Genomic DNA, 23,931 nt, shown 5'->3' on the forward strand with positions numbered 1-23,931 from the left:
CCCGTCCCATCCCTACCCCATCCGGGGCGCCGGCGGGACGATCCGCGCCCGTAGAGTCGGGGCATGGACGCGCTCCGCTTCACCTACCGGCCGCTGCCCGTGCGGGTCGTCTTCGGCGCGGGCGTGCTGGCCGGCCTGCCCGCCGAGGCGGCCGCGCTGGGCCTGTCCCGGGTGCTGGTGCTGGCGACGCCGGGGCGGCGGGGGGACGCCGAGCGCGCCGCGGCGGCCCTCGGGGACCGGCTGGCCGGCGTGCACGCCGGAGCGGTGATGCACGTCCCGGCGCAGGTGGCGGCGGAGGCGTGCCGGGCCGCCGCGGCGGCGGGCGCGGACGGCCTCGTCGCGTTCGGCGGCGGGTCGGCGGTCGGGCTGGCCAAGGCGGTCGCGAAGGAGACGGGGCTGCCGATCGTGGCCGTCCCGACGACGTACTCCGGCTCGGAGATGACGCCGGTGTGGGGCATGACGGAGGACGGCGTCAAACGCACCGGGCGCGACGAGCGCGTCCTGGCCCGGACGGTCCTCTACGACCCGTCCCTGACGCTGGGCCTGCCGCCCGCCGTCTCGGCGGCGTCGGCGATGAACGCGATGGCGCACGCCGTCGAGGCGCTGTACTCCCCCGACGCGTCGCCGGTGGTGTCGCTGATGGCGGAGGAGGCCGTCCGGGTACTGGCGGACGCGCTCCCGGAGGTCGTGCGGTCGCCCGGCGGCCTGCCCGCGCGCACCCGCGCCCTGTACGGGGCGTGGCTGTGCGGCACCTGCCTCGGTGCGACGACGATGGGCCTGCACCACAAGCTGTGCCACATCCTCGGCGGGTCGCTGGACCTGCCGCACGCCGAGACCCACACCGTCCTGCTGCCGCACGCCCTCGCCTACAACGCCCCGGCCGCGCCGGACGCCGTGCACGCGCTGCGCCGGGCGCTCGGACGGGACGACCCCGCCCGCGCACTGTGGGAGCTGTCCGGTTCGTTGGGCCTGCCGCGCTCGCTCAAGGACCTCGGCGCCGACCCCGCCCGCCTGGACGACGTGGTCGCGCGGGCCGCCGCCGGGGGCTTCGCGAACCCGCGCCCGGTGGAGGAGGCGGGCCTTCGGGTCCTGCTCGGGAACGCCTGGGAGGGGCGCCCGCCCGGCGCCTAGTGGGCCGCGGCGTTCCAGTCGGCGCCGGCGCCGATGGCGACCTCCAGGCCGACCGTGAGCGGGTAGGCGGTCGTCATGCGGTCGCGGACGACCGCCTCCACCGCGTCCCGCTCCCCCGGCGCCACCTCCAGGACGATCTCGTCGTGCACCTGGAGCAGCAGCCGGCTGCGCAGCCCGGCCGCGGTGAGCGCCTCGTCCACCCGCAGCATGGCGATCTTGACGATGTCGGCGGCCGAGCCCTGGACCGGCGCGTTCAGCGCCATCCGCTCGGCGGTCTCGCGGCGCTGCCGGTTGTCGCTGGTCAGGTGCGGCAGGTAGCGGCGGCGGCCGAGGACGGTCCGGGTGTAGCCGGTGGCGCGGGCCTCGGCGACGACGTGGTCGAGGTAGTCGCGGACGCCGCCGAGCCGGTCGAAGTAGGCGTCCATCAGCGGGCGCGCCTCCGCCTGCGGGATGCCGAGCTGCTTGGCCAGCCCGAACGCCGACAGCCCGTACGCGAGCCCGTACGACATCGCCTTGATCTTGCGGCGCATGTCGGCGGTGACGGCGGCGGGCGCTACCTGGAAGACCTGCGCCGCCATCGTCGCGTGCAGGTCCTCGCCGGAGGCGAACGCGGCCAGCAGCGTCGGGTCCTGCGACAGGTGCGCCATGACGCGCAGTTCGAGCTGGCCGTAGTCGGCCGTCAGCAGCGACTCGTAGCCGGGGCCGGGCAGGAACGCCCGCCGGATGCGCCGCCCCTCCTCGGTGCGGACGGGGATGACCTGGAGGTTCGGCTCGGTCGAGGTGAGGCGGCCGGTGGCGGCGACGGTCTGCTGGAAGGTGGTGTGGATCCGGCCGTCCGCGCCGGTCTCCCGGATCAGCCCGGCGACGGTCGCGCGCAGCCGCGCCTGGTCGCGGTGGCGCAGCAGCACCTGCGGCAGCCCGTTGTCGGTCTGGGCGGCGAGCCAGGTCAGCGCGTCCACGTCGGTGGAGTGGCCGGATTTGATCTTCTTGGTGCGGGGCAGGTCCAGCTCGCCGAACAGCACCTCCTGGAGCTGCTTGGTCGAACCGGGGTTGAAGCGGTGCCCGGCGATCTCCGCGGCCTCGTCGGCGGCGCGCTCCATGCCGGCGGCGAAGTGGCGCTCCAGCTCGTCCAGGAGGGCGGCGTCCACGTGGATCCCGGCGCGTTCGGCGCGGGCGAGCAGGTCCGACAGCGGCAGCTCGACGTCGCGGAGGACCGCGTCCATGCCGGTGGAGGCGAGGTCGGCGGCGAACTTCCCGGCCAGGTCGAGGACGGCGCGCGCGCTGAGCATCAGCCCGGCGGCCCCCTCGGCGGGCGGGCGGCGGCCGAGGTGGCGGCCCGCGAGGTCGGCGATCCCGTAGGCGGCCAGGCCGGGGAGCAGCAGGTAGGCGGCCATCGCCGTGTCGGTGGCGACGCCGCCGAGGCGCCAGCCGCGCTCACCGAACACGCGCAGCAGCGCCTTGACGTCGTGCAGCGCCTTGGGGCGGGACGGATCGGCGAGCCACTCCGCGAAGGCGCGCTCATCGGCCCCGGTGAGCGCGGACGGCTCGAACGCCGCCGCGCGGTCGTCGCCGGTCGCCAGCGCGATCCGCGCGATGTCGCCGGTGCCGCGCGCCCACGTCCAGTCGGCGGCCAGTCCCGTCAGGCCGGTGCCGTGGGCGCGGAGCCAGCCCGCCAGCTCGTCCGGGCCCAGCTCGCGGCCCTTCACCGGCTCGGGCCGCGCCGTCCCGGCGGGACGGCCCCCGCCCGGGTCGGCGGCGAACAGGCGCTGCCGGAGGCTGGCGTTGCGGAACTCCAGCTCGTCCAGCAGCGCGGTGAACGCGGACAGGTCGTAGGGGCGGCGCCGCAGGTCGGCGGGCGCGACCGGCAGGTCCACGTCGCGGACGAGCTCGGTGAGCCGCCGGTTCAGCCGCACCGCGTCGAGCGCGCCGCGCAGCCGCTCCCCCGCCTTGCCCTTCACCTCGCCCGCCCGCTCCAGCAGCGCGTCGAGGGTGCCGAACTCGCGGACCCACTTCGCGGCCGTCTTCTCCCCGATGCCGGGGATGCTCGGCAGGTTGTCGGACGGGTCGCCGCGCAGCGCCGCGAAGTCCGGATACTGCGCGGGGGTCAGCCCGTACTTCTCCCGCACGGCCTCCGGCGTGTACCGGACCATCTCGGCGGCCGTCCGGTAGAAGTACAGGACGGTGACGTCGTCGCCGACGAGCTGGAGCGCGTCGCGGTCGCCGGTGACGATCAGCACGGCCATGCCGTCGGCCACCGCCGCCGCGGTGAGCGTCGCGATCACGTCGTCGGCCTCGTAGCCGGGCGCCCGCAGCACCGGGACGCTCATCGCGGCGAGCAGCCGGTCCAGGACGGGCAGCTGGGCGCCGAACTCCGCCGGCGACCGCGTCCGGGTCGCCTTGTACTCAGGGAACGCCTCGGCGCGGAACGTCCGCCGGCCCACGTCGAACGCGACGGCCGCGTGCGTCGGGCGCTCGTCCCGCAGCACGTTCGCCAGCATGTTCGCGAACCCGTACACGACGTTGGTGGGCTGCCCGGCCGTGGTGGTGAAGTTCTCCACCGGCAGCGCGTAGAAGGCCCGGTAGGCCAGCGAGTGGCCGTCCAGGAGCAGCAGGCGCGGCCGGTCGGTCATGTTCACATCCTGGCACCGGGGAAGGGGGCATGAAACGGCCGGGGCGAGTGTTGGGGGCGACATGGACAAGATCGAACTGGGCCGGCTCGGGATCTGGCGGCCGTGGAGCGCGCTGGACCCGGAGCTGGCCAAGGACGTCGAGGACCTCGGCTACGGCGCCGTCTGGATCGGCGGGTCGCCGCGCGGCGACCTGGAGATCGCCGAACGGCTGCTGGCCGGCACCGACCGGATCGTGATCGCGACCGGCATCGTGAACATGTGGGCCACGCCGGCCGCGGAGGTCGCCGCGTCCTACCACCGGCTGAACGAGGCGCACGGCGGCCGGTTCCTGCTGGGCGTCGGCATCGGCCACCCGGAGGCGACGCAGGAGTACCGCAGCCCGTACGAGACGATCGTCCGCTACCTGGACGACCTCGACGCGGCCGGCGTCCCGGCCGGCGGGCGGGTGCTGGCCGCGCTCGGGCCGAAGGTGCTGCGGCTGGCGGCGGAGCGCACCGCGGGCGCGCACCCGTACTTCACCACGCCCGAGCACACCCGGGAGGCGCGCGAGACGCTCGGCGCCGGGCCGCTCCTCGTCCCCGAGCAGAAGGTGGTGCTCGACACCGACGCCGGGCGCGCCCGCGCGACGGCCCGGGAGGCCGCGAAGATGTACCTGGGGCTGCGCAACTACGTCGGCAACTTCAAGCGGCTCGGCTTCACCGACGCCGACGTGGCCGGCGGCGGCAGCGACGCGCTCATCGACGCGCTGGTCGCGCAGGGCGACGCGGCGGCGCTGGCCGCGCGGGTGCGGGAGCACTTGGACGCGGGCGCCGACCAGGTGGCCGTGCAGGTGCTGGGCGACGGCGACCCGCGTCCGGCGCTGCGCGCGGTAGCCGAAGCGCTCGGCTGAGCAGACGGACGGAAGAGGGGCGCGCCCGCAGCGGGGCGCGCCCCTCACCGAGGCGGAACTACCGGACTACCGGGTCGCGTAGATGCCGATCTCGTCCGGCACGGTGCGCTTGGCCGCCTTGGCCGGGGCGCGCCTGGCCAGTTCGTTGCCGTTGACCGTGAGCGTGCTGTGCGCGAACAGCTGCGTCACCGCGGCCGTGGCGTCGATCATCTGGTCGAAGCCCTTGAGGTTCACGTTGTCGTAGCGGTCGCAGGCCGCGTGGTAGCAGGGGTCGTAGGCCACCCCGGCGGTGCCGCCGTAGACCGCCGCCTGCGCGGGCGTCTTGATGCCCTCGGCACCGGTGAAGACGCCGCCGGCGGGGATGCCCGCGGTGATGAACGCGTTGTAGTCCGACCGCCCGTTGAAGGGCGTCGGGTCGGTGGCGAGGCCCCGGCCCGCGAAGTAGTCGGTGAACGCCTTCTCGATCGCGCCGGACCCGGCGGGCGGCTCGACGTTGTTCTCGCCGGCGCTGTCGTCGCCGTCGTACACGAAGTTCACGTAGTTGGGCGAGGCGAGCATGTCGAAGTCGAGCATCAGCGCGACCTTGTCGCGCTCGGCCTGCGGGAGGTTGTCGACGTAGTACTGCGAGCCGAGCAGGCCCTCCTCCTCGGCGCCCCAGAACGCGAAGCGCACCTTGTTGCGGAGCTTGGAGCCGAGCTTGTTGATCTGCTTGGCCATCTCCAGCAGCGTCGCGGTGCCGGAGCCGTCGTCGTTGATGCCGGGGCCCTCGGTGACGCTGTCGTTGTGGGCGCCGACGACCACGATGTTGCCGGGCCTTCCGCGCTCGGTGTCGGCGATGACGTTGGCGGTCTCGCGCTTCTCGTTGAGCGTCTGCGTCTTCACGCGCAGCGTCACGCCGCCGTTGTTCGCCTGGTCGACGAGCGCCTTGCCGACCGCGTTGGTCGGGCCGACCACCGGGACGCCGTACGGCTTGGTCAGCGTGCCCGCGACGGGTCCGGGCTGGTCGGGGAGCTGGTAGATGACCACGGCGGACGCGCCCGCCGCGACGGCGTTGTCGGCCTTGACCGAGAAGAAGCAGCCGCCGCGCTGGATCAGCGCGATGGCGCCCGCCGGGAAGCCGGCGAAGTCGTCGGCCTCGCAGCCGCTGCCGAGCCCGGTGGCCCCGCTGTCGACGGGGGCCGCGGCGGCGGTGACGTCGCCGGTCCCGGAGTACTGGAGGGTCGCGTAGTCGGTGTCCGGCGCGAACGTCTTCTGCTCGGGGGCCGTCTCGGCGAAGACCGGCTCGGCGGTCTGCTGCCAGAAGTCGAAGGCGAACTTCTGCACGACGGGGCTGTAGCCGGCCCGCTTGAGCTGGTCGGCCAGGTACTTGATGGTGATCGTGTTGCCGGGCAGCCCGGCGGCCCGGTTGCCGCCGTTGGCGTCCGCGATCTTCTGCAGGTTCAGCTGGTGGTGGCGGACGTTCTTCAGCGTGACCAGCCGGGCCAGTTTCGAGTGGGCCGGTCCGGCGGCCTGCGCTGTCGGCACCGCGGCCAGGGTGGCGGCTGCGAGCGACAGCCCGGTGAGGGTTGCGAGCGCGGCTCTGCGCATACCAGGTCTCCGTTTGTGGGGGGACGAAGCAACCCGAAGCCTGACACGCGTCAATTCCTGCAACAAGACACGACTCTGCATCAAAACGGCCAATATTGGCCTCTTTCTTCTCTCGTTTTACAAGATCGACTTCCGGTTCGCCCATCACCGTCCGTCCCGGCCGCCTGCACGGCTCGTGTCGATCACCACCGGCGGAACCGGAATGCATTCCGCGGGCCCGGCCCGGAATGGCGCCAATCAGAACGCGCTGACCTGCATGAACAGCGGGAAAACCGGCGCGGCGGGGGCAGTGGCGCGCACCGCCCGCCGATTCGCCCCCGCACCCCGCTCCGTACTTCCCCGGATTTGTGTTCCAGCAGGTGAGACCCCTGGCCCCGGACAAATCGGCGTGAGTATGCTTCGTCACCCTTGAAGGTGGCCGCCGACGATCAGGAGTGGGCCGTTGTCGAGTCCCGAACAGGAGCCCAGATCCCACGGGCGCCCGCGCACGCGCCCGATCGGGCGGCGGATCGTCCTGCTCCTGGCGATCCCGCTGGTGTCGCTGGTGGCCCTGTGGACGTACTCGGCCGTCCCGGCGCTGAACGACGCGCTCCTGCGCAACCAGTACGCCGACAACCACGACCGGGTCGGCCAGCCCGCGAACCTCGCCATGCAGGCGGTGCAGGAGGAGCGCGCCGCCGCGGTCACCGCGCTGGCGGCGCCGTCCGCGGCCAGCGAGCGCAAGTTCCAGGCCGCGGTCGCCAAGACCGAGCGCGCGGTGGCCCTGTTCCGCAAGCTCGGGCTCTCGCCCGCGGCGACCGAGCACATGGCCGAGGGCGGCATCCAGCGCACCCGCGACGTCGGCAACCAGTTCGACCAGCTCGCCAGCATCCGGTCGCAGATCACCGCGCAGAACGTCACGGCGCTGGAGGCCATCAACGCCTACAGCGACGCCTTCGACAAGACCGTCCGGCTGCTCACCACGCTCGTCACCATCGACGACGTCGACGTCTACCAGCAGACCAACGGCGTCCTCTACATGTACTGGGCGCGCGACTTCATGCTGCGCGAGGACCTGCTGCTGACCGGCCTCGGCGGCGGCCGGCTGAAGGCCGGCGGCCGGGCCGCGTTCTCGGAGTGGGCGGGCGCCCGCGCCGAGCTGATCGAGCTCGGGCAGTCCGGGCTCAGCGGGTCGGTCGCCAAGACCATGAGCGGGCTGGTGAACTCCCCCGCCTACGGCGACTTCGTCGCGCTGGAGACCGCCATCGTCAAGCAGGGCCGCGCCCCGGCCCCGCAGCGGTGGCAGGCCACCGTCAGGGCGGCCGGGCAGCTGTGGCTCGGCACCACCTACAAGGCCGGCCAGCAGCTCCAGCACGACGAGGTCGAGCCCGCCGGCGACCGGATCATGCTGCGGGTCTACCTCGCGGGCGGCGTCGGGCTGCTCGCCGTGATCGCGTCCATCGTGCTGTCGCTGCTGTTCGCCCGGCGGCACGCCGACGAGCTGCGGCGGCTGCAGCGGTCGGCGCAGGAGCTGGCGAACGAGCGGCTGCCCCGCGTCGTGGCGCGGCTGCGGCGCGGCGACCGGGTGGACCTGGACGCCGAGACGCCCCGCCCGGCCTCCGGGAGGACCCGCGAGGTCGCGCTGGTCAGCGAGGCGTTCGAGACCGTCCAGCGGCAGGCGATCAGGACCGCGATCGGCGAGGCGGAGCTGCGCGCCAGCATCAACCGGGTCTTCGTGAACCTGTCGTGGCGCAGCCAGTCGCTGCTGCACCGGCAGCTGCGGCTGCTGGACCAGATGGAGCGGCGCGCCTCCAGCCCCGAGGAGCTGGACGACCTGTTCCGCCTCGACCACCTCACCACCCGCATGCGGCGGCACGCCGAGGGCCTGGTCATCCTGTCCGGGTCGCCCACCGTGCGCGCCTGGGACCACCCCGTCGCCGCCGAGGACGTGGTGCGGGCCGCGATCGCCGAGGTCGAGGACTACACCCGCATCGAGGTGACCGGCGCGTCGTCGGCCGCGGTCAGCGGGGACGTCGTCGCCGACGTCATCCACCTGCTCGCCGAGCTGATCGAGAACGCCACCGCCTACTCCCCGCCGACCACCGAGGTCACCGTCAAGGTCGAGACCGTCGCCAACGGGCTCGCGGTGGAGGTCGTCGACCGCGGCATCGGCCTCGCCCCCGAGGAGCTGGACGCGCTCAACCAGCGGCTCGCCAGCGCCGTCGAGTTCGACCTCGTCGACACCGAGCGGCTCGGCCTGTTCGTCGTCGCGCGGCTCGCCGCCCGGCACGACATCCGGGTCTCGCTGCAGCCGTCGGCGTACGGGGGCACGACCGCGATCGTCCTCGTCCCGCACGCCCTGGTGGTGCTGGACGAGCAGTGGCAGCCGATCGGCGAGGGGACCGCCGCGGCGGCGCAGCCGGTCGGCGCGGGGGCGCCGCGGCTCGGCCGCCCGGTCCGCCGCGCGCTGCCCGGCCCGGCGGTCCCGCCGGCGCGCACGGCGCCCCCGGACGGGCCGCCCGCCCCGGTCGCCTTCAACACGCAGGTCTCCTTCGAGACGCCGCCGGAGTTCGCGCCGCCGCCCGCCGCCGGCGCGCCGGCCCCCTACGACGTGCGGGTCTCCTACGAGGCGCAGGTCTCGTACGACGCGCAGGACTCCTATGACGCGCAGGGCTCCCACGAGGGGCCCTCCGCCGATTCGCCGGTGTCCTTCGACCCACCCGGGCAGGCCGATGGCCGGTCCCGGCCGCGGGAGGAGGATCCGGAACCGGCGGCGGTCGAGGACAGCGAGGTCACCGGGCGGCTCCCGCGCCGCGTCCGGCAGCGCAACCTCGCTCCTCAGCTGCGCAAACGCCCGCCGAACGGGCGGCCGAAGGCGGCCGCCCCGGCGGATGAGGACTTCGAGGAGCCGAGTCCGGAGCTCAGCCGCGATCTGATGGCCTCGCTACAGTCGGGATGGCTGCGCGGCAGGATCGCCGACGACGAACCGGGCGATCTGGAACCACGCGATGAATGGGGGGAATCATGACTCGGCAGGGCCATGCCACCGGCGAGCTCGACTGGCTGCTGGAGGATCTGGTGCAACGGGTCGGCGAGGTCCGCCAGGCCGTGCTGCTGTCCCGCGACGGGCTGGTCATGGGCGCCTCGGGCGACGTCACCCGCAAGGACGCCGAGTTCCTCGCGGCGCTGTCGTCGGGCTTCCACAGCCTGGCCAACGGCGCCCGCGAGCACTTCCAGGCCAAGCAGGTGCGGCAGACCGTGGTGGAGCTGGACGACCGGCTGTTCTTCGTCATGCCGGCCGGGAACGGCAGCTGCCTGGCGGTGCTCAGCGACGCGGGCGGCAACGCCGGGCTCGTCGCCTACGAGACCACGATGCTGATCAAGCGGGTGCGGCGGGCGCTGTCGGCGTCGCCGCGCGCCGAGGCCGAGGACGCGTCGGTACGGCCGGGTGCGTCGGGCTGAGCGACCGTGGAGACGCCGAGAGAGCGCTGGATCGGCCGGGACGCCGGCCCGGTCGTCCGGCCGTACGCGGTGACCCGCGGGCGCACCCGCCCCCGCGGGCTCGTCGTCGACCTGGTGACGATCCTGGTCGCGACGGGCCGCACCCCGGGCGACCGGGTGTGGCTGTCCCGCGAGCAGCGGCGGCTGCTGGAGCTGTGCCGGCGGCCGTCGACGCCGGCCGACCTGGCCTCGGAGACCGACCTTCCGTTCCGGGTCGTGCAGATCCTGCTGGAGGACCTGCACCAGTACGGCCTGATCGAGGAGGTCCCGCAGGCGGCGGAACCGTCCGAACGCCCCGACCCCCGCATCCTGATGAGAGTGCTCGATGAACTTCGCCGCCTCTGACCCGTCCGCGACGCCGTACGCGACGGGCGACGACGTCCCCATGCACACGCTGAAGGTGCTGGTGGCCGGGGGCTTCGGCGTCGGCAAGACGACGCTGGTCGGCGCGGTGAGCGAGATCCGGCCGCTGCGCACCGAGGAGACCCTCACCGACGCCTCGATCGGGGTGGACGACCTCGGCGGCGTCGAGGGCAAGACCACCACGACCGTCGCGATGGACTTCGGCCGGCTCACCTTCTCCGGCGGCGTCCGGCTGTACCTGTTCGGGACGCCCGGCCAGGAGCGGTTCTGGTTCATGTGGGACCAGATCGCCTACGGCGCCGTCGGCGCGATCGTGCTGGTCGACACCCGCCGGCTGTCGTCGAGCTTCGCCTCCATCGACTTCTTCGAGCAGCGGGAGATCCCGTTCGTGGTCGCCGCGAACCAGTTCGACGGCGCCCGCCGCTACGGGGTCGAGGAGATCCGCGACGCCCTCGACGTCGACCCGGAGGTGCCCGTGCTGATGTGCGACGTGCGGAGCCGCGAGGTGGCCCGCGGCGTGCTGGTCGCCCTGGTGGAGCACGCGCTCCAGGCGGCGCAGCGCTGACCGCCGGCGCTAGCCGGAGACGGCCTCGGACGGCCGCATGCGGGCGACGATCAGCGACGCCAGCGCGGCGTAGGCGGCGGAGTCGTCCAGGCCGGTCTGCGCCTTGATCTCGCCGCGGTGGATGGACTCCATCACCTGGCCCGCGACGGCGCCGACGAACGCCGCGTCGGCGCCGGGCATCCGGCCGTCGGCCTCTCGGACGAGCCCCCGCACCCGGCGGACCGCGAACCCGGTGTTCTGCTTGTAGATCTCCCGCGCGGGCGCGAACGCGTCCAGGTCGGCGAAGAACGCGGGCGACGCCGGGGCCAGCTCCCGCGAGATCGCCCGCAGGTAGGCGCCGGCCCGCTCGCGCGGATCGGCGGCCGGGTCGAGCGCGGCCTCCACCCGCTCGGTCGCCCGCCGGAAGAACGCGCGCACGACGGCCGCGATGATCTGCTCCCGGCTGGCCGCGACCGCGTACAGCGTGCTCTTGGAGCAGCGCAGCAGCGCGGCGAGGTCGGCGACGCTCAGCTCGGCGAACCCGCGGTCGAGGAAGACGTCCATGAGCCGCCCGATCAGCGCCTCCCGCCGCCGCGCCGCCCGGGTGACCCGCTCGTCCATGCGGGAGACGGTACCAAAGGCCGGTACCGAAACGGGTTCGCTGGTACCGGCCTTGGTACTGTGGAGCGGCCGAAAGGAGTCGCCCATGCCCGCCACCCGGCACCTGCCGAACCCCGAGTCCGCGGACCTGATCGCGCTGACCCGCGAGATCGCGGCCAAGGAGCTGGCCCCGCACGCCGCCGAGGCCGAGCGCACCGGGACGTTCCCCCGCGAGGTGTTCGCGACGCTGGGCCGGGCCGGGCTCCTCACGCTCCCCTACCCGGAGGAGTTCGGCGGCGGCGCCCAGCCGTACGAGGTCTACCTCCAGGTCCTGGAGGAGATCGGCGCGGTGTGGGCGAGCGTCGGCGTCGGCGTCAGCGTCCACGCCCTGTCCTGCTTCCCCCTGTTCGCCTACGGCACCGACGAGCAGCGCGCGGAGTGGCTGCCCGGCATGCTGTCCGGGGAGCGGCTCGGCGCGTACTGCCTCTCCGAGGCGCACGCCGGCTCCGACCCCGCCGCGATGCGCGCGAAGGCCGTCCGGGACGGCGACTCCTACGTCCTCAACGGCGCCAAGGCGTGGACGACCCACGGCGGCAAGGCCGACTTCTACACGGTCATGGCCCGCACCGCCGACACCGGCTCCCGCGGCATCTCCTGCTTCCACGTCCCCGCCGGCACCCCCGGCCTGGAGTTCGACGAGCCCGAGGACAAGATGGGCCTGATGGGCTCCACCACGGCGACCGTCCGGCTGGTGGACGCCCGCGTCCCGGCCGCGAACCTGATCGGCCACGAGGGCCAGGGCCTGTCCATCGCCCTCGCCGGCCTCGACGCGGGCCGCCTCGGCATCGCCGCCGTCGCCACGGGCCTGTCCCAGGGCGCCCTCGACACCGCCGTCGGCTACGCCAAGGAGCGCGAGGCGTTCGGCAAGGCGATCATCGACCACCAGGGCCTGGCGTTCGTCCTCGCCGACATGGCCGCCGCCGTCGAGTCGGCCCGCGCCACCTACCTGTCCGCCGCCCGCCTCAAGGACGCCGGCCTGCCCTACGGCCGCGAGGCGTCCATCGCCAAGCTGGTCGCCACCGACAACGCGATGAAGGTGACGACCGACGCCGTCCAGGTCCTCGGCGGCGCCGGCTACACCCGCGACTTCCCGGTGGAGCGCTACATGCGCGAGGCCAAGGTCATGCAGATCTTCGAGGGCACCAACCAGATCCAGCGCCTGGTCATCTCCCGCCACCTCGCCCGCTAGAGGCGGACGTACTCGTACTCGAAGGGCTTGCCGTTGATGCCGTTGCGGGGCGGGGCGATCCAGGCGGCGATCTTGCCGCGCTCGTGGACGGGGCGCATCAGCGAGCGGACGTGGGTCTTGTCGACCTCCGTCGGCAGCCAGGCGTCCTTGCGCCGCTCCCACTCCCCGGCCGGGATCACCTCGCCGTCCGGGGCGGCCTCGATGCCGGCGAACGCGCCGACCTTCCGGTTGAACGCGACGCTCGGCAGGTAGAGGCGCTGCGGGAGGCCCGCGTCGGCCAGGATGCGGTTCCACCGGTTGACGCCGCTCTGGCAGTCGGCGATGTACTCGCGGCGCAGGTCGGTGTTCAGGCCGGTGAGGGCGGCGACCTCGGTCTGCCCGACGGCGCCGTCCACCAGGGCGTCCACCAGGGCGGCGTCGTCGGTGAGGCGGTGGTCGTCCTTGCGGCGGCCCTCCATCCAGCGGCCCTTGAGCCCGGCGGTGTAGTAGTTGGCGACGTTGCTGGACGTCTCGGAGCCGAACAGGTCGAGCGAGACCGAGTAGTGGAAGTTCAGGTACTTCTGGACGACGTCGAGCGAGATCGCGCCGTGCGCGGTGACGTCGTCGGTGTCGTGCTCCTTCATCAGCTGGACGGTCCGCTCCACGACGCGGTCGATGCCCGTGGTGCCGACCATCATGTGGTGGGCCTCTTCCTTGAGCATGAACTCGCAGGTCCGCGACAGCGGGTCGAAGCCCGACTCCTTCAGCGTGCCGAGCTGGAACTTGCCGTCCCGGTCGGTGAAGTAGGTGAACATGAAGAACGACAGCCAGTCGGGCGTCTCCTCGTTGAAGGCGCCGAGGATGCGCGGCGACTCCTCGCTGCCGGAGTTGCGGTGCAGCAGCTCCTCGGCCTCCTCGCGGCCCTCGCGTCCGAAGTGGGCGTGCAGGAGGTAGACCATCGCCCACAGGTGGCGGCCCTCCTCGACGTTCACCTGGAACAGGTTGCGCAGGTCGTACAGGCTCGGCGCGGTCGCCCCGAGGTTGCGCTGCTGCTCCACGGACGCGGGCTCGGTGTCGCCCTGGATGACGATGAGGCGCTGCAGGTCCGCGCGGTACTCGCCGGGGACCTTCTGCCAGGCGGGTTCGCCCTTGTGCGCGCCGAAGCCGATGCGCCGGTCGCCGTCCCGCTCGGCGAGGAAGATGCCCCAGCGGTAGTCCTCCATGGCGACGTGCCCGAAGTGCGCCCAGCCCTCGCGGCCGACGTTGACGGCGGTCCGCAGGTAGACGTCCTGGGTGGGCAGGGCCGGGCCCATCGACTCCCACCAGTTCAGGAAGTCGGGCTGCCACGACTCCAGGGCCCGCTGCAGCCGCCGGTCCTCGCGCAGGCCGACGTTGTTGGGGATCTTCTCGCCGTAGTCGGCCGCGCTCGCCGTGTTCGTCGCCATGGGTCAGACTCGCTTTCGGTCGAAGTCGGCGCGCCGGCCGGTGCCGTAGCGGCGCAGCGCGCCGTCGGGGCCGGAGGCGTTCGGACGGGTGAAGATCCAGTTCTGCCAGGCGGTGAGCCGCCCGAAGATCTTGGTCTCCAGGGTCTCCGGGCCGGCGAAGCGGTAGTTGGCCTCCAGCCCGGTCAGCGCGTCCGGGCTGAAGCCGGCCCGCTCCTCGATCGCGATGCGGACCTCCTCGTCCCAGTCGAGGTCGTCGGGCGCGAAGGTGGCCAGGCCGAGGCGCTCGGCGTCGGCGGCCTCCAGCGGCTTGCCCGCCGCGTCGCGGACGGCGGCGAGGGTCGCGCCGTCGCCGAGGAGCCGGGTCTCCAGCCGGGTGAGGCCGTTGGCCATCGGCAGCGGGCCGAGGTTCATCGCGGCCACGGTGACCGCGGCCGGGTCTGCGTCCGGGTCGACGTCCTCGAAGACGCCGTCGAGGTGGTAGGTGCGGTCGGCGGCGAGCGCGACCTCCAGCAGCGAGCCCGCGAAGCACGATCCCGGCTCGACCAGAGCGATGAGGCTGCGGCTGGTGACGTCGAGGCGCTTCAGGGTCCGCTTGAGGTAGAGGACGGTCTCGTTGGCGAGCCAGTCGCCGGCGTTGTCGAGCAGCAGCCGGTCGTGTGCCAGGACGTGCTCGGCGGCGCCGGTCGTGCGGAGCACCCAGGTGCCGAGTTCGAGTTCGTTGGTGCGCAGGTCGAGGATCAGGTCGTCCAGCTCGCGGGTCATCGCGAGCGTCCAGAAGTCCGCCCGGTGGAAGCCGCCGTCCGGGGGCGCCTCCGGGCCGGCGATGGTGATCTCGGCGGTGCCCGCGTCGCGGTCGAGCGCCGCCGACACGTGCCGGTAGGCGATCGAGGTCGCGGTGCGCTCCTTGGCGAGCGGCGCCAGCGCGACGCCCTCGGCATCGGCGGGGCGGGACGAGCGCGCCGCCAGCTCCCGCGCGCGCTCGGCGACCGTCGCGTCCCACGCCGTGCGCGGTACTGCCTCGTCCACCAGCCGCCACGCCACCGCCTTCTTGCCGCCGAGGCCCTCGGCCTTGGTGGAGAAGTAGTCGGCCCGGTCGCGGCGGACGTGCCGCTTGTCCGCCACCCGGGTCAGGCCGCCGGTGCCGGGCAGGACGCCGAGCAGCGGCAGCTCCGGCAGCGACACCGCCGAGGACCGGTCGTCCACCAGCATGATGTGCTCGCAGGCGAGGGCCAGCTCGTAGCCGCCGCCGGACGCGGTGCCGTTGAGCGCCGCGAGGTAGGTCTGGCCGGAGTGCTCGGTCGCGTCCTCGATCCCGTTGCGGGTCTCGTTGGTGAACTTGCAGAAGTTCACCTTCCAGGAGTGCGGCGACGCGGCCAGCATCCGGATGTTGGCGCCCGCGCAGAAGACCTTCTCCTTGCCGCTGGTGATGACCACCGTGCGGACGCCGGGGTGCTCGAACCGGAGCCGCTGCACGGCGTCGTACAGCTCGATGTCCACGCCGAGGTCGTAGGAGTTGAGCTTCAGCTCGTAGCCGGGGACCAGGCCGCCCCGCTCGTCCACCGCCATCGTGAGCGTGGCGACCGGCCCGTCGACGTCCAGGCGCCAGTGCCGGTAGCGGGCCGGGTCCGTCCGGAACTCGACGTGCATGCGCGCTCCTCCGCTCTGTCCGTCCCTCTATGTTCCACAGAACACGGTCAGCACGTCAAGAGTTTGTAGCATATGGACGGACGCGACAGGCCCGCCCTCACTCCGGGACGTGGTGCGGCCGAGGGGTCAGTCGGCGGCCAGCAGGGTGGCGGCCAGGTCGCGGACGGCGAAGCGGCGGAGCTTGCCGGTGGGGGTGGTCGGGAGCTTGTCCACGACCAGTACCTCGCGGGGGCGCTTGAACGAGGCGAGCCCGGCCCGGCAGAACTCGATCAGCTCCGCCGGCTCGGCGGCGGCGCCCCCCTTGAGGACGACCGCGGCGACCGGCTTGTCCAGGCCGTCGGCGTCCGGCAGCCCCACGACGGCGGCCATCGCCACCGCCGGGTGCTCCAGCAGCCGCGCCTCGACCTCGGCGGGCGACACCCAGATGCCGCCGGCCTTGAGCATGTCGCCGGTGCGGCCGAGGCAGGTGTAGTAGCCGTCCTCGTCCACCACGTAGGTGTCGCCGGTGCGCAGCCACTCGCCCTGGAACACCTTGCGGGTGGTGTCCGTGCGGCACCAGTAGCCCGTCGCGATCGACTCGCCCTTCACCAGCAGCGAGCCGGGCGTGCCCGGACGCACGTCGGCCCCGGTGTCGTCCACGACCCGCAACTCGTACCCGGGGACGGCGGTGCCCGTCGTGCCCGGCCGCACCCGCCCCGGGCGGTTCGACAGGAAGATGTGCAGGCACTCCGTCGAGCCGATCCCGTCGATGATCTCCACGCCGTACCGGGCGGTGAAGCGGCGGCACAGCTCGGCGGGCAGCGGCTCGCCCGCCGACACCGCCAGCCGCACGGACGCGAACGCATCCACCGGCACGTCCGCGTTCAGGATCGCCGCGTAGAAGGTCGGGACGGCGAAGAACAGCGTCGGACGGTACTCGGCCAGCCGCTCGGCGACGGACGCGGGCGTCGGCCGGTCTGGGTCCAGGACCGCGGTCGCGCCGACGGCGAGCGGGAAGAACAGCGAGTTGCCGATCCCGTAGGCGAAGAACAGCTTGGCGACCGAGTAGCAGCGGTCCTCGGGCGTGATGCCGAGGACCTGGCGGCCGTAGGTCTCCACGACGTGCCGGATGTTGGCATGCCGGTGCATCGCGCCCTTCGGCTTGCCGGTCGTCCCGGACGTGTAGAGCCACAGCGCGCTGGAGTCGTCAGAGGTCGTGTAGGAGCCGGACGGCTCGTCGCCGCGCTCGCGCCCGTCCCGGACCAGGTCGTCGAAGGGGGTCACCCGCACGCCGGGCGGCGCCTGGAGCGGACCGCCGCCCTCCACCGCCACGTGCCGGACGCCCGGCACCCGCGCCAGCGCAGCCTCCGCCGCCACCGCGAACCGGTCGCTGACCAGCAGCACCCTGGCCCGCGCGTCGTTGAGCAGCGCGGCCAGCTCGCCGCCCGTCAGCATCGTCGACACCGGGACGGGGACGGCGCCGAGCCGCATCGCGCCCAGGACCGCGGCGGCCATCAGCGGCCCGTCGGCCATGAACAGCACCACGCGCTCCTCGCCGCGCAGCCCCCGGCCCGCCAGCCCGGCGGCGATGTGCCCGGCGAGCTCCGCCAGCTCCGCGTAGCTGAGATCGCCGGCGGGCCCGGTGAGCGCCGTACGGCCGGCGGTGTCCGTACGGCCGGCCGCCCGGAGGAGGTAGTCGCAGGCGTTGAAGGTGTCGGACGCGGCCGGTGCGGTCGCCGTTTCAGCGGTCATCTGGGTCTCCAGTCGCCGGGAACCGTGGCACTTATGCTCTACATGGATGAAACGCCAGTCAATAGACTTGTGGAATGAAGCTCGGGCCGTGCGGATCGCGCGCGGACCGCGCGCGAGGCGCGCGATACTGGCGCGATACTGGACAGCGTTCCACGGACCGCCGCGCCCCTGAAGGGCTCGGAAGGAGAAGCACATGGCCCGATCCGGCGGGGACGCGGCGCCGCCCCGGCCCGAGTTCCGGCGGCGGCGCGAGCTGGGCGCGGCGAGCGCCCGGTCGCTGCTGCTGACGGTGCTCGGCGAGTTCGTCCTGCCCGGCGGCGAGCCGGTCTGGACGGCGTCGTTCCTGCGCGCGCTCGGGCTGCTCGGCGTGGAGGAGAAGGCCGTCCGGCAGGCGCTCGCGCGCAGCGCCGCCGAGGGCTGGCTCGCCGGGGAGCGCCGCGGCCGCCGCACCGCCTGGCGGCTCACCCCGGCCGGCGAGCGGCTGCTGACCGACGGCACCGAGCGGATCTACGGGTTCGGCGGCCCGGTCGGCCCGTGGGACGGGCGGTGGCTGCTGGTCCTCGCCACCGTCCCGGAGACCAGCCGCCGGCTCCGGCACCTGCTGCGCACCCGGCTCGCCTGGAGCGGGCTCGGCAACCTGTCCCCCGGCGTGTGGGTGAGCCCGCACCCCGAGCGCGGGCCCGAGGTGCGCGGCGTCCTCGCCGAGATCGGCGTCGCCGACACCTCCACGCTGTTCACCGGCTCTCTCGGCGACCTGGCGGAGGCGCGCCGCGTGGCCCGCCAAGCCTGGGACCTCGACGAGATCGAGCTCGCCTACGAGGACTTCCTCGACGCCGTCCGCGCGCTGCGCCCCGCCGACGAGCCGGGCACGTTCGCCGCGCACGCGAGGCTCGTCCAGGAGTGGCGGCGGTTCCCGTTCCTCGACCCGGCGCTCCCGGCGGAGCTGCTGCCGGACGACTGGAGCGGCTCGCAGGCGTTCGCGCTCTTCCACGAGCGCCACGACGCCTGGCGTCCCGCCGCCGACCGGCAGTGGAAGGCGATGTCCGGCGAGTGAGCCGGGCCCCGCGGGCCCGCCGGGCTAGGCGGGCGGGGCGGGCGGGGAGAGCCGCAGCAGGTTCACGGTGCCCTCGGCGACGACGCGGCCGCGCTCGTCGCTGATCGTCGACTGCCAGGTGACGTGGTCGCCGACCCGGTCGACCGGGCGGGCCCGCGCCGTCAGCCGCCCGCCGCGCACGGCGCGGATGAACCGCGTGTGGTTGCTGACCCCGACGACCTGCTGGTCGAGCCCGACGGTGAGGGCCGCGCCCATGCTGCACACCGTCTCGGTGATCGCGCAGTACACGCCGCCGTGCACGATCCCGTACGCCTGCATGAGCTTGTCGGTGACCTCCAGCTCGGCCACGACCTCCTGCTCGGAGGCCTCGGTCACCAGCAGCCCGAGCGTCTGGTCCAGGGGGCCGGCGTAACCGGTGAACTCGGCGGTCATCCCCTGACGCTATCGATGCGCCGAAATCCGCGTCAACGGACGGGACGGGGTGTGTAGGAGCCGTTTCGCCGGGAAGTCGGAGAAGGGTCGGCGGCACGGATGGGAGGCTGGGATGAGCGGCTTGGTGGGACGGAACCTGCTCGCCGGAGCCGAGCCGGAGGTCGCGGCGGACGCCGGCTACACCGCCCCCCCGCCCCGGATGGGCTTCTTCACCGACACGTCCGTGTGCATCGGCTGCAAGGCGTGCGAGGTGGCCTGCAAGGAGTGGAACTCCGTGCCCGAGGACGGCCTGGAGTTCACCGGCATGTCCTACGACAACACCCAGCAGCTCGGCGCCGACACCTGGCGGCACGTCGCGTTCATCGAGCAGAGCAAGCCGATCGGGCAGGCCGAGCCGGGCACCGACCACGGCGGCTCCCCGGGCGCCGCGTCGGACGGCGGCGGCACGGACATGCGCTGGCTGATGGCGTCCGACGTGTGCAAGCACTGCACGCACGCCGCGTGCCTGGACGTCTGCCCGACCGGTTCGCTGTTCCGCACGGAGTTCGGCACGGTCGTCGTCCAGGAGGACATCTGCAACGGCTGCGGCTACTGCGTGCCCGCCTGCCCGTACGGGGTCATCGACCAGCGCAAGGAGGACGGGCGGGTCTGGAAGTGCACGCTGTGCTACGACCGGATCGGCGGCGGGCTGGAGCCGGCCTGCGCGAAGGCGTGCCCGACCGACTCGATCCAGTACGGGCCGCTGGACGAGCTGCGCGAGCGGGCCGCGCTGCGGGTCGAGCAGCTGCACGGCATCGGCGTCGAGGACGCCCGGCTCTACGGCCACGACCCGGACGACGGCGTCGGCGGCGACGGCGCGTTCTTCCTGCTGCTGGACGAACCGGAGGTGTACGGGCTCCCACCGGACCCGGTCGTCACCACGCGGGACATGCCGTCCATGTGGCGGCACGCCGGGGTGGCCGCAGCCGCCATGCTCGGCGGCCTCGCCGCCGTCTTCGCCGCGCACGGCCGCGAGGGAGGGGCGCGATGAGCGAGTCGGAGGTGCGCAAGGACGGCGTGCACGGTGCGCGGCCGGACCGGGAGGCACTGGTCGGCAAGGGCCTGCCGGGCCGGGGCGGCGGCGGGCGCGGGCGGCGCGGCAGGCGCGGCGGGCGCGGCGAGAAGGCGATGGTGCCGGAGGCCGAGTTCACCTCCTACTACGGCAGGCCGGTGCTGAAGGCCCCGACCTGGAAGGCGTCCGACGTGGCCGCCTACCTGTTCCTCGGCGGGCTGGCGGGCGCCGGGTCGGTGCTGGCGGCGGGCGCGCAGCTCACCGGGCGCCCGGTCGCGGCGCGGGCGCTGAAGATCTCCTCGCTGGCCGCCATCACCGGGTCCACGGCGGCGCTGATCCACGACCTCGGACGGCCCGCGCGGTTCGCCAACATGCTGCGGGTCATGAAGCCGACCTCGCCGATGAGCATGGGCTCCTGGATCCTGGCCGGGTACGGGCCCGCCGCGGGAGCCGCCGCCGTCCTGGACGCGACCGGCCTGTTCCCCCGCCTCGGCGCGGCCGCCACCGGCGCGGCCGCCGCGCTCGGCCCGGCCGTCACCACCTACACCGCCGTGCTGATCTGCGACACGGCGGTGCCGGCCTGGCACGAGGGGCGGCGGGAGATGCCGTTCGTGTTCACCGGGTCGGCCATGTCGGCCGCGGCGGGCATGGCGCTGGCGGCGGCGCCCGTCCGCGAGACGGGACCGATGCGCACGGCCGCGCTGCTCGGCGGCGTCCTGGAGCTGGCCGCGGCGAAGACGCTGGAGCACCGCGCCGGACTGGCCGCCGAGCCGTACAAGCAGGGCAAGGCCGGCCGGTTCATGCGCGCGGGCGAGATCCTCTCGGGCGCGGGCACCGCCGGCGCCGTCCTGCTCGGCGGGCGCAGCCGCGCGGCGGCGGCCCTCTGCGGGACGGCGCTGCTGGCGGGTTCGACCTGCACGCGCTTCGGCATCTTCCACGCCGGCATGCAGTCGGCACGGGACCCCAAGTACACCGTGGTCCCCCAGCGGGAACGCGTGAACGCGCGCGAGGCGGAGGCCCGCACCTGACACCGGCGCGGTGGCGATCCAGTCGGACGCCAGGACGGTGTCGTCACCGCCCACCGTGAACGACACCTGGAGATAGCCGCCCCCGCAGGGCGCGGCCGGCCTCCTCGGGTGCGGAGGCCCGGCCGCGCTCTCGGCCGGCTCACTCCGCGGCGGCCTCCCCGGCCGGTTCCTTGGCCGGGCGCCAGAAGACCGCCAGCAGCAGCGCGGCGCCGATGCCGCCGGCGAGCGCGGTGACCGCCAGGCCCGTCCAGCCGGACAGGTCGCCGTCGACGCCGAGCGCGCGGTCCAGGGACACCGCGCCGCCGCCGAGCGCGCCGGCCGCGCACGCCACCATGATGATCATCAGGACGTACTCGTAGCCCTGCCCGGGGCGGAAGATGAAGAAGCCGTTGCGCAGGTGCGCGGTGATGAACGCGACCGCCATCGTGCCGACCGCCCCGGCGGCGGCCAGCGGCGTGAGCAGGCCGAGGATCAGCAGGATCCCGGCGCCCAGTTCGGTGCCGGTCGCCATCAGCGCGTGCAGGCGGCCCGGCCGCAGCCCCATGGACTCGAACCAGCCCGCCGTGCCCTCGATCTTCCCGCCGCCGAACGCGTGGTTCCAGCCGTGCGCGAGCAGTGTGCCGCCCACGGAGACCCGCAGCACCAGCGCCGCGATGTCGCCGCCAACCGCCTCAACAGCCATTTATGGCCCTTCCCATCCGCCGTTCCCGCACCGTACAGACGATCTGCGCTTTGTATGTGCCGTTGCCAACCCCGATGACGGCTTTCCTCATCGCCGTCCGTATCTCGCCCCGGGCCGCCCGGTTCACCATGTCGGCACCCATCAGTACAGGCCCCGAACTCCTGAAGGGAAGCCCCATGAGACTCGGAAACGCCGGGAGACCCGGCTCCGGCGGCCGGCCGCGGCGCGGGCTCGCGGCCGCCGCCGGCGCCGCCGCGGTCGTGCTCTCGCTCGTGCAGGCGCCCGCCGCGCACGCCCTCCCGCCGCGGGACGTCCCGGCGGTCGGCGTGGACACCGGCCGGTTCAAGCTGCCCATCGGCTGCACGATCTCCCTCGCCGGGCTGCCGGTGTTCTACCTGCCGACGGACGTGGACGTGCAGGGCGTGGCGCCCGTGCAGCTCGGGCCGGGCCAGGAGTTCTGGCTCACGCAGGGGTCGGGCAGCATCACGTTCCCGTCCTGGCTGACCTCGCTCGCGCCCATCCTCGGGATCGACAAGGCGGACGCGCGGGTCACCGACCTCACCATCGGCGCGAGCGACTCCACCCCGTCCGCGATCAACATCGCGGAGGGCGAGCCGTTCGAGATCAAGGACATCGCGATCGAGGCGGGCAGACCGCTGACGGTGGGGCTGCCCCTCACCGGGACGTTCGACGTCGGCCCGTACAAGGCGCCGGACGCCGGCAAGGTCACGCTGGCCTTCGACCACGCGGTCGCCGAGGTGGACCTGAAGTCGCAGGCCGGGTTCACCCTGCCGATCAAGGCCGACTGCAAGCCGTCCGCCGGCAACGCGCTGCTGACGATCGGCGTCGGGGGCGCGCCGGGGCAGCCGCCCGCGAAGATCACCGGGGCGCCGCTGAACTTCCCCGAACCCGCCTCGAACGAGCTGGTCGGCATCATCAACGCCCCGTACGCGTGCACGCTCGGCGGTGAGCCGGTCAACGTCGGCATCGCCGTCGGCGCGCACATCCCGCTGGTGGCGAAGAAGGGCGGCTCGTTCTCCTTCACCGAGGCGAGCGGCGCGCTGGTCATCCCGGCGGAGACCGTGAACCGGCTCATCGGCAAGGGCCACCGCTCGGCGTCCGGCACGGTCAGGACGCTCAACCTGGAGGTGGACGGCGGCACTCCGGCGACGCAGAACGTCATCCCGGCGGGCGGCGTCGCCATCCCGCCGACGCCGCTCGTCCGGGACCGGCAGATCACCGTGCCGCTGCCGAGCGACGGCACGCTGACCGCCGGGCCGTTCACCCCCGCCCCCGGCGCGACGAGCGTCGCGGTGCGGCTCGGGTCCGCCGCGGCCGACTTCACCTTCGACGGCGGCACCGGCACCGTCCCCGCGACGTGCGGCGCCCCGTCCCCCGAGGTCTACCTGGTCGACAACCCGGTGACCTGACGGGCCCGCCGGGCCGGACGGCGATGGCGCCCCGCCGTCCGGCCCGGCCGCCGCTCCTCCGCGTCCCTCACCGAACCGCATAGATCGCCCGGCGTGGGGCAGGTCACAAGGGTCAGACTCCAGATCGCGTCACGTTCGGAGGCGTCCGGCACGTCTATCTGTGCGACGGCTGTCCGTGCGACGGCACCGGTGCGGAGGTCGAGGAGGCGGCATGGAAGGCGTGGCGAGGAAGTACGACCTGACGATGCTGTACGCCGTGGACGACGCGTTCCGCCGCGACGCGGCCCGCCTGGAGGCCGCGTCCGGACCGGCCGGCCCGGCCGTGACGAACAGCTGGTCGCTGTTCGCCCGCCACTGGCGGCTCCAGGACAACGCGGAAAAGCGCGCCCTGTGGACGGTCATGTACGCCAAGGACGCCGGTGTCCGCTCCCCCGGCCGGCTCGGGCGCGTCTCCGCCGTCCTCGACGACCTGGCGCTGCGGACGCTGCGGGTCGTCCCGCTGATCGACGGGGTGGACGCCGCGCTGGAGCACCACGACCACCGCACGTTCGCCCAGTGCGCGGGCGACCTCCGCACGCGCCTCGGCGCCCTGCTGGACTTCAAGGAGTCCGACGTCCTGCCGCTGATCCAGGAGACGCTCACGCCCTACGAGTGGGGCACCTACGACGTCGAGCTCCGCCGCGAGCTGGGCGTCCGCGGCCTCGGGGTGTTCCTGCCCTGGCTGCTGGACGACGCTCCCGACGCCACCCGCCGCGCGGTGCTGCGCCTGCTGCCGCCGCCGATCCGGCTCGCCTACAGGACCACCTGGCGGCCGCGCTACCAGCGGCGCACCCACCTGGCCGTTCCCGCCTGCTGACGGCCCGGGCGACGGGGGCACCGGCACGGTCGGCGGCACGGGCCGCGCTGTGACGCGGCGCACATCCAGGCATGTCACATTCCCCATCGAATCTCCGTCTTATTCGCAGATGCGGAACATCCG

General features: G+C 73.8%; 20 protein-coding genes. 12 read left to right on the forward strand and 8 right to left on the reverse strand.

Going from position 1 to position 23,931, the window contains the following annotated elements; all coding sequences use genetic code 11:
- The first annotated feature begins 63 nt into the window (after window positions 1–63).
- On the forward strand, window positions 64–1,131 hold the full coding sequence (locus HUT06_RS26370; protein WP_176198167.1) for a maleylacetate reductase: 1,068 nt from the start codon (window positions 64–66) through the stop codon (window positions 1,129–1,131).
- Here the strand turns inward: HUT06_RS26370 and polA are convergent.
- Window positions 1,128–3,761 (reverse strand): DNA polymerase I, encoded by a 2,634-nt coding sequence (gene polA / locus HUT06_RS26375; protein WP_176198168.1) that lies wholly within the window; start codon window positions 3,759–3,761, stop codon window positions 1,128–1,130. The genes HUT06_RS26370 and polA overlap by 4 nt on opposite strands.
- A gap of 61 nt (window positions 3,762–3,822) precedes the next feature.
- Between polA and HUT06_RS26380 the strand changes: the two genes are divergently transcribed.
- Window positions 3,823–4,650 carry an LLM class F420-dependent oxidoreductase gene (locus HUT06_RS26380; protein WP_176198169.1) on the forward strand — a complete coding sequence of 276 codons (828 nt, stop codon included), beginning with the start codon at window positions 3,823–3,825 and terminating at the stop codon, window positions 4,648–4,650.
- A gap of 66 nt (window positions 4,651–4,716) precedes the next feature.
- Here the strand turns inward: HUT06_RS26380 and HUT06_RS26385 are convergent, their stop codons facing one another.
- Window positions 4,717–6,237 carry a M20/M25/M40 family metallo-hydrolase gene (locus HUT06_RS26385; protein ID WP_176198170.1) on the reverse strand — a complete coding sequence of 507 codons (1,521 nt, stop codon included), beginning with the start codon at window positions 6,235–6,237 and terminating at the stop codon, window positions 4,717–4,719.
- A 442-nt stretch (window positions 6,238–6,679) separates the two neighbouring features.
- Here HUT06_RS26385 and HUT06_RS26390 point away from each other — a divergent pair, with 442 nt between their 5' ends.
- The 4 genes from HUT06_RS26390 to HUT06_RS26405 are packed head-to-tail and all read left to right on the forward strand — an operon-like array spanning window position 6,680 to window position 10,645.
- Entirely contained in the window at window positions 6,680–9,244 is a 2,565-nt protein-coding gene (locus tag HUT06_RS26390; RefSeq protein WP_176198171.1) for a nitrate- and nitrite sensing domain-containing protein, read from the forward strand.
- Window positions 9,241–9,678: a roadblock/LC7 domain-containing protein gene (locus tag HUT06_RS26395; RefSeq protein ID WP_138635378.1), complete on the forward strand. Its 438-nt coding sequence runs from the start codon at window positions 9,241–9,243 to the stop codon at window positions 9,676–9,678. Before HUT06_RS26390 ends, HUT06_RS26395 begins: the two co-directional genes overlap by 4 nt.
- A 6-nt stretch (window positions 9,679–9,684) precedes the next feature.
- Window positions 9,685–10,062: a DUF742 domain-containing protein gene (locus tag HUT06_RS26400; protein ID WP_138635379.1), complete on the forward strand. Its 378-nt coding sequence runs from the start codon at window positions 9,685–9,687 to the stop codon at window positions 10,060–10,062.
- A 40-nt stretch (window positions 10,063–10,102) separates the two neighbouring features.
- Window positions 10,103–10,645 (forward strand): ATP/GTP-binding protein, encoded by a 543-nt coding sequence (locus tag HUT06_RS26405; RefSeq protein ID WP_254715800.1) that lies wholly within the window; start codon window positions 10,103–10,105, stop codon window positions 10,643–10,645.
- Window positions 10,646–10,654: 9 nt separating this feature from the next.
- Here HUT06_RS26405 and HUT06_RS26410 read toward each other — a convergent pair whose 3' ends face one another.
- Window positions 10,655–11,245 carry a TetR/AcrR family transcriptional regulator gene (locus HUT06_RS26410; RefSeq protein WP_176198173.1) on the reverse strand — a complete coding sequence of 197 codons (591 nt, stop codon included), beginning with the start codon at window positions 11,243–11,245 and terminating at the stop codon, window positions 10,655–10,657.
- Window positions 11,246–11,330: 85 nt separating this feature from the next.
- On the opposite strand from HUT06_RS26410, the gene HUT06_RS26415 reads away from it, so the two are divergent.
- Complete coding sequence (locus HUT06_RS26415; RefSeq protein ID WP_176198174.1) at window positions 11,331–12,473, forward strand: acyl-CoA dehydrogenase family protein; 1,143 nt, start codon at window positions 11,331–11,333, stop codon at window positions 12,471–12,473.
- Here the strand turns inward: HUT06_RS26415 and boxB are convergent.
- From boxB to HUT06_RS26430, 3 genes are all read right to left on the reverse strand, one after another.
- The gene (gene boxB, locus HUT06_RS26420) at window positions 12,470–13,897 is read right to left on the reverse strand and encodes a benzoyl-CoA 2,3-epoxidase subunit BoxB (protein ID WP_176198175.1); all 1,428 of its coding nucleotides are present in this window, start codon (window positions 13,895–13,897) and stop codon (window positions 12,470–12,472) included. The two genes, HUT06_RS26415 and boxB, sit on opposite strands and share 4 nt — an antisense overlap.
- Before the next feature lie 3 nt (window positions 13,898–13,900).
- On the reverse strand, window positions 13,901–15,544 hold the full coding sequence (gene boxC / locus HUT06_RS26425) for a 2,3-epoxybenzoyl-CoA dihydrolase (protein WP_176198176.1): 1,644 nt from the start codon (window positions 15,542–15,544) through the stop codon (window positions 13,901–13,903).
- Between the two features lie 126 nt (window positions 15,545–15,670).
- Window positions 15,671–17,275 (reverse strand): benzoate-CoA ligase family protein, encoded by a 1,605-nt coding sequence (locus HUT06_RS26430; RefSeq protein ID WP_176198177.1) that lies wholly within the window; start codon window positions 17,273–17,275, stop codon window positions 15,671–15,673.
- Between the two features lie 193 nt (window positions 17,276–17,468).
- On the opposite strand from HUT06_RS26430, the gene HUT06_RS26435 reads away from it, so the two are divergent.
- Window positions 17,469–18,329: a PaaX family transcriptional regulator C-terminal domain-containing protein gene (locus tag HUT06_RS26435; RefSeq protein WP_176198178.1), complete on the forward strand. Its 861-nt coding sequence runs from the start codon at window positions 17,469–17,471 to the stop codon at window positions 18,327–18,329.
- 24 nt (window positions 18,330–18,353) lie between these two features.
- On the opposite strand, the gene HUT06_RS26440 is transcribed toward HUT06_RS26435, so the two are convergent.
- Window positions 18,354–18,761 carry a PaaI family thioesterase gene (locus HUT06_RS26440; protein WP_176198179.1) on the reverse strand — a complete coding sequence of 136 codons (408 nt, stop codon included), beginning with the start codon at window positions 18,759–18,761 and terminating at the stop codon, window positions 18,354–18,356.
- Window positions 18,762–18,960: 199 nt separating this feature from the next.
- On the opposite strand from HUT06_RS26440, the gene HUT06_RS26445 reads away from it, so the two are divergent.
- Together HUT06_RS26445 and nrfD are read left to right on the forward strand one after the other, a co-directional pair.
- Window positions 18,961–19,791, forward strand: coding sequence for a 4Fe-4S dicluster domain-containing protein (locus HUT06_RS26445; protein WP_254715801.1), 831 nt, complete (start codon window positions 18,961–18,963; stop codon window positions 19,789–19,791).
- Window positions 19,788–20,840 (forward strand): NrfD/PsrC family molybdoenzyme membrane anchor subunit, encoded by a 1,053-nt coding sequence (gene nrfD, locus HUT06_RS26450; protein WP_176198181.1) that lies wholly within the window; start codon window positions 19,788–19,790, stop codon window positions 20,838–20,840. Before HUT06_RS26445 ends, nrfD begins: the two co-directional genes overlap by 4 nt.
- A gap of 139 nt (window positions 20,841–20,979) precedes the next feature.
- Here nrfD and HUT06_RS26455 read toward each other — a convergent pair whose 3' ends face one another.
- Complete coding sequence (locus HUT06_RS26455; RefSeq protein ID WP_176198182.1) at window positions 20,980–21,522, reverse strand: DoxX family protein; 543 nt, start codon at window positions 21,520–21,522, stop codon at window positions 20,980–20,982.
- Between the two features lie 176 nt (window positions 21,523–21,698).
- Between HUT06_RS26455 and HUT06_RS26460 the strand changes: the two genes are divergently transcribed.
- Window positions 21,699–22,952, forward strand: coding sequence for a hypothetical protein (locus HUT06_RS26460; RefSeq protein WP_176198183.1), 1,254 nt, complete (start codon window positions 21,699–21,701; stop codon window positions 22,950–22,952).
- A 211-nt stretch (window positions 22,953–23,163) separates the two neighbouring features.
- Entirely contained in the window at window positions 23,164–23,808 is a 645-nt protein-coding gene (locus HUT06_RS26465; protein WP_176198184.1) for a hypothetical protein, read from the forward strand.
- Window positions 23,809–23,931 lie beyond the last annotated feature (123 nt).

It is taken from the genome of Actinomadura sp. NAK00032 (assembly GCF_013364275.1).
Classification (GTDB): domain Bacteria; phylum Actinomycetota; class Actinomycetes; order Streptosporangiales; family Streptosporangiaceae; genus Spirillospora.